This window comes from Streptomyces sp. NBC_00335 (assembly GCF_036127095.1).
Taxonomy (GTDB): domain Bacteria; phylum Actinomycetota; class Actinomycetes; order Streptomycetales; family Streptomycetaceae; genus Streptomyces.
Genome location: NZ_CP108006.1, coordinates 1,626,623 through 1,641,802, shown reverse-complemented (window position 1 = coordinate 1,641,802; position 15,180 = coordinate 1,626,623). Strand labels below are relative to the sequence as shown.

Annotated in this window: 13 protein-coding genes; 2 read left to right on the top strand and 11 right to left on the bottom strand. The window is 68.6% G+C overall.

Features of this window, described 5'->3' with window-relative positions; translation table 11 throughout:
* Positions 1 to 9 precede the first annotated feature (9 nt).
* The 10 genes from OHA37_RS07445 to OHA37_RS07400 form a co-directional block, all read right to left on the bottom strand.
* The gene (locus OHA37_RS07445; protein ID WP_266903547.1) at positions 10 to 570 is read right to left on the bottom strand and encodes a GTP-binding protein; all 561 of its coding nucleotides are present in this window, start codon (positions 568 to 570) and stop codon (positions 10 to 12) included.
* A 4-nt stretch (positions 571 to 574) separates the two neighbouring features.
* The gene (locus tag OHA37_RS07440; protein ID WP_266903546.1) at positions 575 to 967 is read right to left on the bottom strand and encodes a DUF742 domain-containing protein; all 393 of its coding nucleotides are present in this window, start codon (positions 965 to 967) and stop codon (positions 575 to 577) included.
* Positions 960 to 1,802, bottom strand: a complete 843-nt coding sequence (locus tag OHA37_RS07435; protein WP_266903545.1) for a roadblock/LC7 domain-containing protein — start codon at positions 1,800 to 1,802, stop codon at positions 960 to 962. Before OHA37_RS07435 ends, OHA37_RS07440 begins: the two co-directional genes overlap by 8 nt.
* Entirely contained in the window at positions 1,799 to 3,052 is a 1,254-nt protein-coding gene (locus OHA37_RS07430) for an ATP-binding protein (protein ID WP_266903544.1), read from the bottom strand. The genes OHA37_RS07435 and OHA37_RS07430 overlap by 4 nt, the downstream gene beginning before the upstream one ends.
* A gap of 452 nt (positions 3,053 to 3,504) precedes the next feature.
* Positions 3,505 to 4,266, bottom strand: a complete 762-nt coding sequence (locus OHA37_RS07425) for an enoyl-CoA hydratase/isomerase family protein (RefSeq protein ID WP_266903543.1) — start codon at positions 4,264 to 4,266, stop codon at positions 3,505 to 3,507.
* Positions 4,267 to 4,297: 31 nt separating this feature from the next.
* Positions 4,298 to 5,167, bottom strand: coding sequence for a cytochrome P450 (locus OHA37_RS07420; RefSeq protein ID WP_323182314.1), 870 nt, complete (start codon positions 5,165 to 5,167; stop codon positions 4,298 to 4,300).
* Positions 5,168 to 6,206: 1,039 nt separating this feature from the next.
* A complete protein-coding gene (locus OHA37_RS07415; protein WP_266903542.1) occupies positions 6,207 to 6,818 on the bottom strand; it encodes a TetR/AcrR family transcriptional regulator in 612 nt (203 codons plus the stop codon).
* 4 nt (positions 6,819 to 6,822) lie between these two features.
* Positions 6,823 to 7,950, bottom strand: coding sequence for a hypothetical protein (locus OHA37_RS07410; RefSeq protein WP_266903541.1), 1,128 nt, complete (start codon positions 7,948 to 7,950; stop codon positions 6,823 to 6,825).
* Positions 7,947 to 9,473, bottom strand: a complete 1,527-nt coding sequence (locus OHA37_RS07405; protein ID WP_266903540.1) for an FAD-dependent oxidoreductase — start codon at positions 9,471 to 9,473, stop codon at positions 7,947 to 7,949. Before OHA37_RS07405 ends, OHA37_RS07410 begins: the two co-directional genes overlap by 4 nt.
* Positions 9,474 to 9,712: 239 nt before the next feature.
* Positions 9,713 to 10,231, bottom strand: coding sequence for a hypothetical protein (locus OHA37_RS07400; protein ID WP_266903539.1), 519 nt, complete (start codon positions 10,229 to 10,231; stop codon positions 9,713 to 9,715).
* Between the two features lie 705 nt (positions 10,232 to 10,936).
* Between OHA37_RS07400 and OHA37_RS07395 the strand changes: the two genes are divergently transcribed.
* Both OHA37_RS07395 and OHA37_RS07390 read left to right on the top strand, forming a co-directional pair.
* Positions 10,937 to 12,517: a hypothetical protein gene (locus OHA37_RS07395; protein WP_266903538.1), complete on the top strand. Its 1,581-nt coding sequence runs from the start codon at positions 10,937 to 10,939 to the stop codon at positions 12,515 to 12,517.
* 222 nt (positions 12,518 to 12,739) lie between these two features.
* Positions 12,740 to 14,728 (top strand): hypothetical protein, encoded by a 1,989-nt coding sequence (locus OHA37_RS07390; protein WP_266903537.1) that lies wholly within the window; start codon positions 12,740 to 12,742, stop codon positions 14,726 to 14,728.
* Here the strand turns inward: OHA37_RS07390 and OHA37_RS07385 are convergent.
* Complete coding sequence (locus OHA37_RS07385; RefSeq protein ID WP_266903536.1) at positions 14,715 to 15,107, bottom strand: hypothetical protein; 393 nt, start codon at positions 15,105 to 15,107, stop codon at positions 14,715 to 14,717. The genes OHA37_RS07390 and OHA37_RS07385 overlap by 14 nt on opposite strands.
* Positions 15,108 to 15,180 lie beyond the last annotated feature (73 nt).

Here is a 15,180-nt window from a genome sequence, read left to right as displayed (position 1 = left end):
CCTGCGCTCCTAGCCGAGTTGGGACATGAGGTGTTTCACGAGGGTGATGAGGGCCCGCGCGGAGGAGTTCTCGTCCCGTACGTCGCATTCCACGACAGGGGTCTCGGGGGTGAGGTTCAGGGCCTCGTGGACCTCGTCGAGCGGGTAGTGCGTGGTGCCCTCGAAGTGGTTCACGGCGATGGCGTACGTCAGGCCGAAACGCTCGACGAGGTCCAGGACGGGGAAGGACTCGTGCAGCCGCTCCGGATCGACGAGCACCAGCGCGCCCAGAGCGCCCCGCGAGAGCTCCTCCCACATCTCCTTGAAGCGCTCCTGGCCGGGCGTTCCGAAGAGGTAGAGCACCAGGGTGTCGCTCAGGGTGAGCCGGCCGAAGTCCATGGCGACGGTGGTGGTCGTCTTGTCGGGCGTGCCCGACAAGTCATCGAAGCCCACGCTGGCTTCGGTGATCTCTTCCTCGGTCCGCAGGGGCTCGATCTCGGAGAGACTGCCGATGCAGGTGGTCTTGCCGACCCCGAAGTGACCCACTATGAGGATCTTCACCGCGTGGGAGACGTCTGGATCCAGGTACACGCGTTTACGCTCCGAATCGATTCTTCAGGCCTTCGAGCACGGCGCTGACCAGTTCCTTGTCGACACGTTCGGCGCGCGGTATCGGTGACCTCGCCAGGATGAGGCCGTCATCCTCCAACTGCGCCAGCAGAATGCGGACGATGCCCAGGGGCAGGTGCGTGTGCCCTGCCACCTCGGCCACGGACAGGAAGCCCTTCGCGACCAAGTCCATGACCTGTCCCGCTTCCGGCGACAGCGTGCGCGCTGCGACCTGTCCGTTCTCCACCGCCGCCGTCACGAGCGTCGTGTGCTCGTACTCGTGCTCCGGGGGCAGCGCCCGACCGTTCGTGATCACGAAGAGCGGGACTAATGGAGAGGTCAGTTCGAGCTCTTCGTCCTGTGCGAACCCATCAGGCACGGGCCGTCCCCTTCCCTGCTGTCGCCGTCGCAGTCAGCCGCGGAACCACCTCGTGCAGACGCGTCGTGAACTGCTCTATGTCGCAGTCGTGTTCGGCGGCGGCGGCCAGGAAGGCATCGGGGCCGGCCGCCATCAGGAAGATCCAGCCGTGCTGGAACTCGATCACCGTCTGACGCCACTGCGCGTCCTCGGCGGCCCCCGCGAACTGGGAGGTGACCCGGCTGTAGGCGTGGATGCCCGTCATGGCCGCGGAGATCGTGTCGGCGAGGTCACGGCTCATTCCGGCGGTCGCCCCGCGGGGCAGGCCGTCGGATCCCAGCAGTACGGCGTGGCGGGCGCCCTTGACCTCGGACATCACCCGGTCCAGCTCGCCGAGCACGAACCCCGCGTCACCGGCGCTCTGCTGCCGGGGGGCGCTTGCGCGCGGGACTCCGGCGTCCTCGCTGCTCACCCGGGGAGGCGAGGTGAGGTTGTTGCCCAGCCGGGCGACGAGGCGGTGCATGCGGAAGGAGATCTGCTGCATGTCCACATCGGGCTCCGCCGCGGCCGCCAGGTAGGAGCCCTGCCCCGCCCCGATCAGGAAGCTCCAGCCGTGCGAGAACTCGATGATGGTCTGGTTCCACTGCCGCTCCTCCTCCGGTCCGGCGAAGTGGGCCGTCGCCCGGCTGAGCGACTGCATCCCGGCCATCGCCGCGGAAATGGTGCGTACGTCCTTCTCGGCCAGGCCTTCGGTCGCGCCGCGAGGAAGGCCGTCGGCGGAGAGCAGAACGGCGTGCCGTGCACGGGGCACGTTGTGCACGATGTCCTCGAGCATCCACGAAAGGTCTGCGCTCATGCCTCTTCGGGCCCTTCGAACGAGGTGGCGTCAAGGTTGCGGCCGGAGAGCGTGCCGCGCTGGAAGGCACCCAGGCTGCGCCCGGAAGCACGGCCCGTTTCCCCCGGGGTCCGCGGCGCCGGCGCGGTGGCGTCCGGATCCGGGACGCTCGCGATGGGTGCCTGGCGTGCGCCGCGCTTGGGCAGGCCGTGCATCGTGCGCGAGGTCACGCTGTGGGGCGCCACGCTCGGCGGCGGCGGCGTGCTCTGCGAAGGCACGCCGTGCGGCGCGGTGCTCTGCACGGGCCGGCTCTCGGCGGCGCGCCGGATCTCGCTGACCGGAGCCTCCTGGACGGGCGGGATCTCCTCCATGGTCCACAGCTCCTCGGGCAAGAGGACGACGGCCCTGACGCCGCCGTATCGGGAGACTCCGGTGACGTCGACCTTGAAACCGTGCTGACGCGCGATCAGGCCGACCACCGGGAAGCCGAACTTCGGCTGGGTCCCGAGCTGCGACAGACGGGGGGCGACCTCCCCGGAGAGCAGCGCGGTCGCCCGCTGCCGCTCTTCGTCGTTCATGCTGACACCGGCGTCGTCGATGACGATGCACAGGTTGTTCTGCACGCGCTGGAACGTCACCTCGATCGGTGCGTCGTGCTGCGAGAAGCTGGCAGCGTTGTCGAGCAGCTCCGCCACGGCGAGGGCGACGGGCGCGACCGCGGACGCCTTCAGCGCGAGACTCGTCTGCTGCATGATGGCGACCCGGTGGAAGTTGCGGATCTGCCCCTGGGCACTGCGCACCACGTCGTAGACGCTGGCGGGCCTGCTGCGACGGCCGAGCGGCGCACCGCACATGACGGCGATGCCCTGGGCCTTGCGCGCCATCTGGGCGTTGGCGTGGTTCACGTCCAACAGGTCGCTGAGGACGGTGTGTCCGCCGTACTTGCGCTGGATGCCGTCCAGAAGAGTCGTCTGTTCGGCGGCGAGGCTCTGCAGGAGGCTGGCGGCGCCCTTGAGGACGGCCTTGGTGTTCTCCTCCGCCGCTTCCTTGGCCGCGCGGAGCGTGGCGTCCTGCTCACCGCGGAACCTCTGCAGTTCGGCGTGCGACGCGTGCAAGTAGCTGTCCGCCGTGAGCAGCTGGTGCCTCAGCTCGGCCTCGGTGTGCTCCTTCTTCGCCCCCAGCGCTCTGTTGCGGGCGACGAGTGCCACGACCGCGGCAACGGCTATCGCCGCAACCGCAACCAGGCACCACACAAGTGCGTCTCGATTCATGGAAACCTTTCCCGGCGCGTGTCATGCGGACGGCTGCAGATACACCTCGCGAGGCCCCGCAACACAGCTGATCAGCACTGTTCACCTGCTGTTACGCGGAGAGCATGCCGCCGATCCAAATCAGCATCTGCGTCGAAACGGAACAAGATCACAGATGCCGGGATGCTATCACCGGATGTTCGACCCCCTGGACGCCCGCTACGGCACCTCACGGCCCCAACCCGACTGCCACGAGCCCGGGTTGACATGGCCTTTCGGTCCCCTGTATCCGCCGCCGACCGGCCCTCTCGCAATCGATCTGTTAAGCAGTTCTTCACGAGAGCAGCGGCGATCTCTCACATCTATCTGACGCACCGCCAACCGAACCCCGGACGACTGCTCCTCGACGGCGGGTGGCGGCGCCCGGTCCATTGGTACCGGGGGTGTGCACGGGGTCTTGCCGCTGCCTGAAGCTACCGCCGGTGCAACGCCCGCCTGGCGAAAGCGGCCGTCAGCAACTCGTCGTCGAAGTGCGAGGCGACGGCAAGCTGAGTTGCGCCCGCGCGCGCGTTCAGCATGCTCTTCGTGATCCGCACGGCAGTCGGGTCGCGGCGAATGATCGGCTTCGCCCAGCGCGCGACTGCAGCGTCGAGATCACCTTCGGGCACCACCTCATGCAGGATGGACAGTTGCTCCGCCCTGGCGGCGTCGAACGGCTCGGCCGTGAGCAGGAGTCGGCGAACCCAGGCCTGGCCCGCCTCTTCCGCGAGACGGGGAAGGACACCGCCCCAGGCGGGCGGGACTCCGAGGCCGACCTCCGGCATCCGGAATCGGCAGGTGTCCGCTCCGACGCGCAGATCGCAGAAGACCGCGAGGCCGAGGCCGGCGCCTATGACATCGCCGTGGAGGCGGGCGATGGTCACGAGTCTCAGTTGCGAGAGCGTCGAGCACACGCGCTGGGCCTTCTCGGCGAGGGACCTCAGCTCGGAGCCGGATGGGTCTCTCTCCAGCAGTGCGGGGAACTCCGCGCGGTCACCTCCCTGGCAGAAATGGTCTCCCGCACCGGACAGCACCATCACGCGGACGGTGCTGTCGTCCTCCAAGGCGCGCAGAACCTCCAGCAGTTCGCTGAGCATCTGACCGTCGACGCTGTTGCCTGTCTCGGGGCGGTTGAGCTGCACCCTGAGGATGGGCCCTTCGTCGGTCACCTGGAGGGCCTTGAAGTCCGTGAACATGTGGGGCTTCGTCTCGTTTCTCGGTTGATGGTCAGGCGAGGGTGAGGTGCAGGGACGTGATCCGTCGGAAGGCCACGCGGGGCGCCCATCGCGGGGGCCCGCTCAGGCGCGGTCGTATCGAGCGACTGAGGAGCGAGGTGAGCAGGGTGACGGCTTCCAGCCGTGCCAGGGCGTTGCCTGCGCAATAGTGGATTCCTGCTCCGAAGGCCAGGTGGGACGCTCCGCGACGGACGCTGAAACGATGGGGGTCGGGGTAGCGTGCGGGATCGTGATGGGCGGCCCCCACCATGAGCTGCACCATGTCGCCGGCCGGCACCAGGGTGTCTCCGAGCTCGGTATCCGTCTGGGCCACACGGCTGATCATGTGGATAGGGGCGTCGTAGCGCAGTATTTCATCGACGGCGCCAGGGATGAGTTCGGGGTCACGGCGGAGTGATTCCAGTTGCTCGGGGTATTCGAGGAGCAGGCGCACCGCCGTGGACAGGACGTGCGAGGTTGTCTCCAGCGCCGCGAGAATCATGAAGAGCGCGAGAGCGTGAACGGCCTGGTCTGCGCGGTGCCGGTCAGGTTCGAGCGCATCCCAGGTCCGAAGCCACTCCGAAACCGGGTCGTTCCCCGGTTTCTCACGGCGCGCACGGATCAACTCGGCGAAGTAGGTCCGCAGTTGCCTCGTAGCGCTATCGGAGAGGGCCAGCTGGCTCGGCGTGGGGAAGAGCTCCTGCGCGAAAACCTGGTCATGCGTCAGGGTGCGCAGGAGTCCGTAGTCGGTGGCAGGTATCCCCATCCACTCGCCGATGGCGATGATGGGCAGCTCTTCGCTGACGAGTGTGTGGAAATCGGCTGGCCCATGGCGCAGTTGGTCCGTAAAGTCGGTGAGCAGCCGGTCGACGGCCCGCTCCACGGACGGACGAAGGACTTCGAGTGAGCTGTGGGGGAAGAGGCTCCCCAGAGACCGCCGTTCCCTCGTGTGCTGGGGCGGGTTGAGCATCGGCAGAGACGCGCCCATCTGCTGAGAGGCGGGTGAATTCCATCGAGCCGAGTGGCTTGTCCGCCAATCGGCGTCGGGAACGCTCCAAGTCTTGTCTCGCAGGATCTGGTCACAGAGGGCGTAGGACGTGATAATGGATCCGCCCCATGGCGCCGGTATGAGCTCTCCCATTTTCGCGAGTTGCCGATAGGCGGGCAATGGATCCGACTGTCCGGCCTCGGTTCGCAGCCGGGAAAAAAGAGCCGTCAGCGCCCGCCGGTCGACGCCGAGAATAGCCGTGGAAGTATTCAAAACAACTCTTTCTTGCAAGATCGAACAGTGATGGCCAGCGCTGCCTACCCTCACCGTCGAACGTCCACGCAAAAAGAGAGTTTTCCCACATCGATCTGTGTCACACCGCGCATTTGAGAGTGCGAAGGATCGTCGCTTTCATGGACAGACGGCGCAAAACGCCCTGGGTTCACACGCACTTCACGGAAGGGTCGCAGGCCCTCGGGGTCGCTGGCCGAGGAAGGCCTGATGGAGATCCCGACCGCGAGTGGGCGAGTAGTCCCGTAGGCGGAGTGACCTGTCCGAACGAGGCCTGACCAGGTACCGGAGATCTGGTGCACCTGGTCGGCAGTCTTGCGGCGACAGGCGAAAGGCAGCCATGATTTTCGGGTCCCGAGAGATCCTGTGGCTCAGGATCAATCCGGCGTCGACCGCCTCTTGAAGCCTGATTCCCTGCGGGACAATCCCGTCGACTTGAAGAGTCGATTCCAGGACCGCTACCGCGAGGTCCTTCTTTGGCCGGAAGTGGAAAGAGAAGGCACCCTTGGTTATGGCTGCAACTCGGATGATCTAATTGGCCGACGCTCCGGTGATTTCCTGCCCACGTGATACTCCCCCCGCACCCGTCAGTGCGCGGTTCTGCCCCGACGGGCTCACTCGTGATCTTCAAGCTGAAAGCGAGTCACAAGCTGCGGTTCAGCGCCGGTGCCAGCCAGCGGCCCAGGAGGGTGCGGAGCCGGGCTTCGTCCTGCGGTGTTTCGCTCGGGTGCTGCAACAGTGACGTCAGGAGTCGCATGATCATCTCGGCGAGGCCGTTGAGGCCGTTGAGGTCGTCCTCACCGATGCCGGCGGCGGCCCAGTCGACGGGGAAGCGCTGCAGCATCTTGGCGCCGCGGTCGATGGTGTCCCTGGTGGTGGCCCCGCGGCCGAACGCGGTGGGGTCTCCGAGTTGCAGCAGAAGGCTCAACCGCGGGTCGGTGGGGATGGTCCGTACGCAGAAGACCATGCCTTCGATCACGGCCTCCGCCGGGTTGGTGATCCCCTGCAGGTGCGCGATCATCTGCTCGACGAACGACTCGGCGCCCTGGGCCGCTACCTCACCGATGATGTCGCTGATGCGGCCGAAGTGACGGTAGACGGTCTGGCGGGTGACGCCGAGTTCGCCGGCGACGTCGGACAGGGTCGTCTTCGCGACGCCGTACCTGTCGATGCAGCGGTCGGTTGCGTCGATGATGCGCTGCCGTGCCTCGGCGTCCGATGCGGGAGGCCTGCCTCCCCAACCATGGTGCCCCATGCCGTCAGGATCGCACAGGCGCTGCGGTCCGTCGGGGCGAGGTCGAGCGGACAGCGGCCACGATGAGCCCGGTCGCGGCGACGGTGCACAGCGCGGCGTACCAGAGACTGCCGATCGGCGTGCCCTGCTCGGTGACGCCGTCGACCGCGCCGAAGTAGGACGGCAATGCGACCGCCCAGAGCGCGATGTGGACGCCGAGGTACAGCGCCGGATAGGTCCGCGCGAACAGCGGTGACACGGCCGGGGCCGGATCTGTTCGCCATGCGCGCCAGGCTTCCGTGAGGAGGTAGAGGCCGACGATCCAGAGCAGGGCGAGCTCGGTACCGAGGACGGCCTGCTGGATTCCCCGCTGGTCCTCACCGCGGAAGGCGTTGCTCGGCAGACCGGCGATCGTCATCGCCCACGGTGTCAGGACTCCGGCGGCGACGGTGCGCAGGCTGATCTGCCGGCCGGTGAGCGTGCCCCGGCCCTCCTTCGCGCCGACCAGCCGGACGACTAGGTAGGTCATCGCGCCGAAGGACACCGAGGCGAACAGGAACATGCTGTTCATCGGGACCGAGGCGAGGGCCGGCTCGTTGATCATCTTGTTGTCCGGGTTCCAGGCCCACCACGTGAGCTGGGGTCCGAGCTGATCGAAGATCTCGTAGAACGCCTGACAGGTGAACGCGACCAGCAGGGAACCGGCCAGGGGCCCGCGCCGCGCGAAGACGCCGAGGGCGCGCACCAGTTCGTAGGCGAGCTGCGACAGTGCCGGATAGAAGGCCACGATGTAGAGCGGCAGCCGGTCGTACATGAACTGCACGCTGAACACGTTGTGGGAGAAGATGAGTCCCACGTCCTTCTCCAGGTCGAACCAGCTCGGGAAGTACAACGGCGGTTCGATCACCGCGAGGTAGACGACCGAGGCGAACCACAGCGAGATGTTGACCGGGTCGCCGTCGCGTCGCCACCGTCGCCACGCGTGGACGAGGGCGAACACCGCGCCGCCGATGACGAGCAGTTCGAGGAACGGCATGGTGGCGTTCTCAAGCCCGAACGGGTTGCGGAACTCCACCACGGGATCGGCGTCATGGCAGGAGAAGCCGAGCCCTTCGGCCAGGCGCTCGGCGGCCGAGTCGCAGGAGTAGCTCATTCCTTGCTCCTCGGGGCGGTCGTCGACAGGGCCGCTTCGGCGAGCGGTGATCGGCCGGCGCGGGTGTGGCCGGTGAAGTCGGTGCCGGGCGGGTCCTGCTGGTCGTCGAACCCGCCGGGCACGACCGTCCGTCCCAGCCGCTGCCGCACCTTGTAGCGCACGATGCCGAACCAGAACCGCGGATCGGTGGTCATCTCCCTGAGCGACTTGTCGAGGTTGAAGACCTGGGCGAACGTCCGCTCGACGTAGGCGTCTTCGCGGCTGGTCGCGTTGATGGCGTTGAAGATCGGCCAGCTGAAGCGCGCGGCCAGTTTGCGGCGCCAGGGAGCCACGACCTCACTCCCGGTCGCGAAGTCGTAGGCCTGGTCACGGGCCATGGCGAGCATCCAGGGCACGTCGAGTGACTTCTTCTGCCGGGTGAGGAACGTACGGAAGAAGGCGAGGTCGAGCACGTCGCGGCCTTGCAGCAGCTCGGCGAGGATGAGCGCCGAGCGGGCCGCCGAACTCATCCCCTGGGCGTAGAACGGGTTGAAGGCGCAGATCGAGTCACCGACGCAGACCAGCCCGAGCGGTGGCTGGTCCAGGAGGTCGAAGCGGCGCCACTTGTTGCCGGTCGAACGGGTGAGGTGCACCTCGGAGGTCGGAGTGCAGGCCCGCGTCGCCTGCCCGAACGCCGTGGCCCGCACCCGGTCCACCGCAGCCTCGAAGGTGTCGGTCTCGTGGGGCATCCGGATGCCCCACGCGCCCATGCACACGATGGCGCGGTCGCCCTCGATCGGGAAGAAGTTGCTGAGGAACTCGTGCTCCTCGGGATGCGTGCCGGTGTCCTGGGTCGGAGTGATGACCAAGTGCTTCCACCACCACGACTCCGGACGCCGCTCGGCGGGCGGCAGGTCGTACCACCGCGAGGTATAGGTGACCTTGGCGTCGAGGGTCTTCTCGGGCGGCGTCGGCCATCCGGCCGCGGTCAGCCAGTCGCCCACCGAGGAGCCGCGCCCCAGCGCGTCGACGACCAGGTCTGCGGAGAGGTGGCCCGAGTCGTCGCCGGCACGGTACTCGACTCCCTCGACGCGGCCGCGCGCGGTGCCGACCCCGCTGGAACGAAGCCCGGTGACGGTCACGCCCTCGCGGATCTCGATGGTCGGGAACCCGCGGACCAGGTCGCGCAGCACCCGCTCGATGAGCACGCGGGAGCTGTAGACCATCGTCATCGACCCGGACTTGCGCGGCGCCCACCCCTCGTCCTCGCAGTACGCCGCGTCCATCGACGGCATCAGGTGCATCCCGCCCGCGGCGATCAGCGCCTCCTCGAAGCCGGGGAAGATCTCACCGATCGCGCGACGCCCGGAGTTCAGGAGGAAGTGCGGGTGCTTGCTCTGCGGCACACCCCGCCGATGCTGCGCGTCAGGGGGGAGCAGGTCCCGCTCCAGGACGATCACCTCGTCGAAGTGCCTCGCGAGCACTCCCGCGGCGCACAGCCCCGCGACGCTGCCGCCGAGCACCACGGCCGTCTTCCCTTGCATGCTTCCTCCATTCATACATGTGATGCGTGAATGTATGACCAGCGGAGGGAAGTTAACAGGCGCGGCCCCAAAGAGCCACCCCTTCCACGGGTGTTGGGCTGGCCTGTCACGGTCCGGCCGGGGTGTCGGTCGGTCGACCGGAAAGTGCAGCGGGCCGTACTCGACCAAGGTGGCGGGCCGGGAGTTCCGGCCAGCCACCCCTGACCTTGTGGCCGGGTGTTCTCAGGTGCCGGCCGGGGCTACCAGGTGAAGTCCGACGCCTGCGCGCTGGTCGCGGTGCAGTAGATGCTGGGAACGCCCGGCGGGGTGATCGAGACCGTGAAGTTGGCCGCACCCGGGGCCCCGGCCAGCGGTGCGACGTTGGTCTTGTTGCCCGTGGTCAGGGTGCCCGTGGTGAGCGGGAGCGGGCCGACCGTGACCGAACCGCCGGCGACCATGGGCGGGTTGATGGTGCCGGAGAACTGCGTGGTTCCGGCGACGCCGTTCTTCGTGACCTTGATGACGGTCGCGATGGTGTTGGCCCCGATCGGGGCCGTGCCCGCGGGGACCTTGATCGCGGTCGATGCGAGCTTGATCTTCTTGACGCCGCCCGAGTCGGTGGCGGTGAGGGTCACGCTGCCGCTTCCCCAGGTGGCGCAGTTGAAGGTGGCGGTCGTGGTGGCCGGGGCGACGGCGTAGGCGCTGGTCGACAGGGCGACCGAGGCCGTTAACGCGGCCGCGCCGACGGCTGCGACGGTGGCGATTTTGAGGCGGGACATGGTGGTGCTCCCTTCGAGGGGCTGGCGGACATGAGGGGTGGCGCAGGAACGCGGGCACGCCGAATCGAAGGCGTGCCGCTTGGTGACGGGAATTCCCCGGAGGGACGACGTCCGGAGGCTCGGTGGCGCCCGGTTCGCCGGTACCCCGGGTGTGGCTGGATCCAGCATCCCGAATTGCAGTGAAGCGGCGCTTTCGGGTGGCGGTCAAGGCTTTTCGTTGAATTCTTTTCGATTACGGAGGTGAGTCGGCGGTGTAAAGCAAAGGTGGCCCGGCGCTCCCCACTTGACTTTGCGGGTGGGCCCGTAAAGTGCCATCTGACGTATCGTCAACTTGCCTATTCCCTTCTCTCCTTCGCTGCGCAAAGCTGTCGATCCGAGGGGCCGTGGCGTCCGTCGGCCGCTCCGGACCGTATGCGGTTGATCAGGTCGGACAGTCGGTTGGGCGGGCTGTATCAAAGAGTGGTCGGGCGTTACAGAGGCGCGTTTCCCACACCCGGGCATTCCCTTGTCCATTTCGGCGCACCGTAGGCATTCTGTGCGATGGATGCGGAAATTACCCGAAAGGGAAACCGCTCGCAGTCGGCCGCTCGGACCGCCGGCCGGCTCATCCACGAGCGGGCCGGAACTCCTACTCGCGAATGAGGAGATCAGGTGTTCTTCCAGCGAAGTCCGGTGGCCCGGAGATCGGTGTTGTTAGGGGGCGGTGTGACCACCGCCCTCGCCCTGGCGGGCGCGGTGCTGGCGCCCGCCGCGCAAGCGGGAACGATTCGCCCCACCGTGCACTGTGTCCTGCCGGCCGGCCAGGGCGACCCATCCGGCCCGCAGGACGTCACCGTCGAGCTGTCCCCGGCCACCGTGGCACCCGGCGGCAAGGTGCACGCCAAGATCACCCTCGGCCCCGGCCCGGCGGTCAGCCCGATGAAGCTCGACGACGTACCGTCCACGCCCTCGATCGACCTGGTGATGTCGGGCGGCGCCACGGGCAAGGTGACCGTGCAGGGCCCGACGGTCCTGGTGGACGTTCCCATGCAGCCGGCCCCGATCGTGATCCCGCCCTACGAGGGCGACTTCTTCGTCCCGGCGAACGCCTCCGGGCCGATCCAGTTCACCCCCGTCAAGATGAACACGGCCACCGTGGTCTTCGGCGGCAACTACAACACCCCCTGCGAGGTCGTCAGCGGCGGCGGCGTGGTCGCCACGGTCACCGCCGAGGGCGGCGGGGGCGCGGAGGCGACGGTGTCGGCGCCGACCGGTTCGGTGAAACCGAGTACGTCCGTACCCCTGTCCGGCGGTGGCTGGACCCCGGGCGCCACCGCGACCCCGACCCTGTGCGACGCGGGCGGCGGTGGATGCGACGCGACGAAGGTGACCGGCAGTTCGCTGGTGATCGACGCCTCGGGCGCCCTGAGCGGCGCCATCACCCTCGCCAACTCCTGGACCATCGCCGACGGTTCGTACGCGGTCCAGGTGAGCGACGGTACGAAGCAGGCGAGGGCTCCGCTCCAGGTGAAGGCCCACGTCCCGGCGGGCCCGTACGAGCTGAGGGCCTACCCGGACCGGGCCGCGCTGGGCTCGGTCATCACGGTGTCGGGGAAGAACTACCACCAGGACCAGCAGCTCAACGTGGTCGCGCTGGACGCCGAGGGCAACACGCTCGACGACACGGCCGTCTATCCGAGCACCACCACGGACGGCACCTTCACCACCGAGTTCACCATCAGCGACCCGGCCATCGCCTTCATCCACACCGACGAAGGAGGCGTGGAAGGCACCAACACCAAGGTCCCCTTCACCGTCACCGACCCGGGCGAGGGCGGCACCGGCACCCAGAGGTTCACGTTCTCCGTCACCCCCGGCCCGCTCTCGATGAGCCAGTCCGGCGCGGAAGTGAACTTCGGGACCGTCCAGTTGGACGGATCGAGCCACGACGTCCCCGGCACCCTCAACCCGATCCAGGTCTCGGACGCCCGCGGCACCACCGTCGGCTGGTCGCTGACCGGCACGCTCAGCGACTTCGCCGCCGCCGGGGGCGGTACGGCCGTGATCCCGGCCGGCGCCGTGAGCTGGACCCCGTCCTGCGCGGCGCACGCCGACGCGATCGGCACACCGACCGCGGGAGCGCCGGGAGCACTCGGCGCCACCCCGGCGGGCCTGTGCGAACTCCCGGCCGGCGGCGGCCAGGTGGTCGGCGGAGTCTTCGACGCCTCCGCCGGGCTGAACCTCCACACCCCGGCGGTCATCCCCGGCGGGAACTACGCGGCGACGCTCACGCTCTCGCTGTCCTGAGCCGCACGCGGGTCGGCTGCACGCAGCACGGCGGCATCGGCACCACCTACGGCGGCACGGGCACCAAGCTCGGCCGCACCGGCACCACGCATCACCGGGCCGGGATCCCACGCACACCACGCGGGGTCCTGGCCCGCACCACCCCCACGTCCACACCCGCCCACATCCACATCCACGTCCACATCCACGTTCCCACCCCCCCCACCGACAAAGGGAGATCGCATGCTCTCGCACCGAAGACTGCTGCGGCGCACGCCGCTGGCCACGGGCGGTATCGCCCTGATCCTGGCCGCGGGCGGCCTGGCCCTGGCCCCCGTGGCCCAGGCCGGCACCGTCACCCCCACCGTGCACTGCTCCCTGCCCGCCGGGCAGGGCGAAGCCACCGGTCCGCAGAACATGACCGTCGACCTGACCACCACGAGCGCCCCGCCGGGCGGCAAGGTCCACGCCAAGATCACCCTCGGCGTCAGCCCGGCGAAGAGCACCACCAACCTCAGCAACATCCCGACCACCCCGGCGATCGACCTCGCGCTGTCCGGCGGGGCCACGGGCACCGTCACCATCCAGGGCCCGACGGTGAACCTCGACTACACCAGCGGCCAAGCCGTCGTCCTGCCGCCGTTCGAAGGCGACTTCTTCCTCCCGGCCACCGCGTCCGGTGTGGTCAACCTGACCCCCCTGCGGACCCGGACCACCACCGTGGTCTTCGGCGGTACCTACCAGACCCCCTGCGACGTGACCGCCGGCGGCGGGACCGTGGCGACGGTGACGGCCCAGGGTGGCGGGAGCACGGAGGCGACGGTGTCGGCCCCGACCGGTTCGGTGAAACCGAGTACGTCCGTACCGCTGGCCGGCGGTGGCTGGACCCCCGGCGCCACCGCGACCCCGACCCTCTGCGACGCGGCGGGCGGCAACTGCGACGCGGCCAAGATCGCGTCGAGCACCCTGGCCATCGACGCCTCGGGCGGCCTGAGCGGCAGCATCGCCCTCGCGAGTTCCTGGACGCTCGCCGATGGTTCGTACGCGGTCCAGGTGAGCGACGGCACGAAGCAGGCGAGGGCTCCGCTCCAGGTGAAGGCGTACGTCCCGGCGGGCCCGTACGAGCTGACCCCGAGTCCCGATCACGGTCCGGTCGGCTCCGTGATCACGGTGTCGGGGAAGAACTACCACCAGGACCAGCAGCTCAACGTGGTCGCGCTGGACGCCGAGGGCAACACCCTTGACGACACGGCCGTCTATCCGAGCACCACCACGGACGGCACCTTCACCACCGAGTTCACCATCAGCGACCCGGCCATCGCCTTCATCCACACCGACGAAGGCGCCGTGGAAGGCACCGAGACCAACGTGCCCTTCACCGTCACCACCAACCCCGTCACCCTCGCCGCGGGCGCGGCCACGGTGAAACCGGGCGCCACGGTCTCCCTCTCGGGCACCGGCTGGCCCGCGGGCGCCGCCGCCTCGGCGGCCCTGTGCGCGGCGGACGGTTCCGGTTGCGATCCGGCGAAGCTCTCGGCGACGAACCTGGGCGTCAACGCCTCCGGAGCCCTGTCCGGTACGGTCACCCTCGCCTCCTCGGCGGGCGAAGGTGCCTACCGGGTCCAGATCAGCTCCGGCGGGCTGCACGTCACCGCCCCGCTCACGGTGGCGAAGACCTTCATCACCCTCTCCCCGTCCACCGGGCCGACCGGTACGAAGGTCACCGTCGTGGGCCAGGGCTTCGCCCCGGTCAGCACCGTCCAGATCGACGGGCTGAAGGCGGACGGCTCCAAGACCGGTGACTCCTACCGGACCAAGGTGGTCGGCCTCGACGGCAGCTTCTCCCAGACCTTCACCGTCAACGACCCCGCCACCGTCGCCCTCCAGGCGCGCGAGTGGCTCGTCAACGGGAAGAAGGCACTGGCCCGCTTCGCCGTCGGCGGCACCCCGCCGCCGCCCGCGCCCTCGTACGCCCTGTCTCCCGACAGCGGCCCCGTGGGCACCGTCGTGCAGGTCACCGGGCGCAGCTTCGCCCCGGTGGCGACGGTCGCGGTAACGGGCCGGAAGGCGGACGGGTCGAAGACCTCAGACGCCTGTGTCACCCGGATGATCGGGCTGGACGGCACGTTCGCACTGAACTTCACCGTGAAGGACCCGGCCACCGCCTCGATCATGGCCTCCGAGGTCCTGGCCAACGGCAAGGTGATCCAGACCCGCTTCACCGTCCGCTAGGTGCTGGACAAAGCGAGGAGTCCAGCCGTTCGTACGGCATGAAGCGGTACGGCATGAATACGGCCCGGCCGGCGCCCCTCGACAGAGAGGCGCCGGCCGGACCGTTGACCACCACACTGGTGTGCCCACAGGCGAGGAGCATGGCGACGATGTCTTCCTCTCCCGCCTCGAACTCGTCGAAGAGGGGCCGTTCCTCGTGGATTCGAGCTTCGGCGTCCGGCCGGGGCACTCCCAGGGCCAGACATAGGGCCAACGCGCAGGCGTCCCAGTCACCGGTGCGCGCGGCCAGTTCGGCGAAGACCTCCTCCTCGCCCTGCCCGGCGGCCAGCATCGCGCGGGCCTCCAGAACGAGCGCGTCCCCGCCTTCCCCGTGCTTCATGGCCAGAGGCTACAGCGATGCTCGAACACGACAGAGGGGCGCAGTGACTTGAGCGTTCCGTCATTTCCGTGAC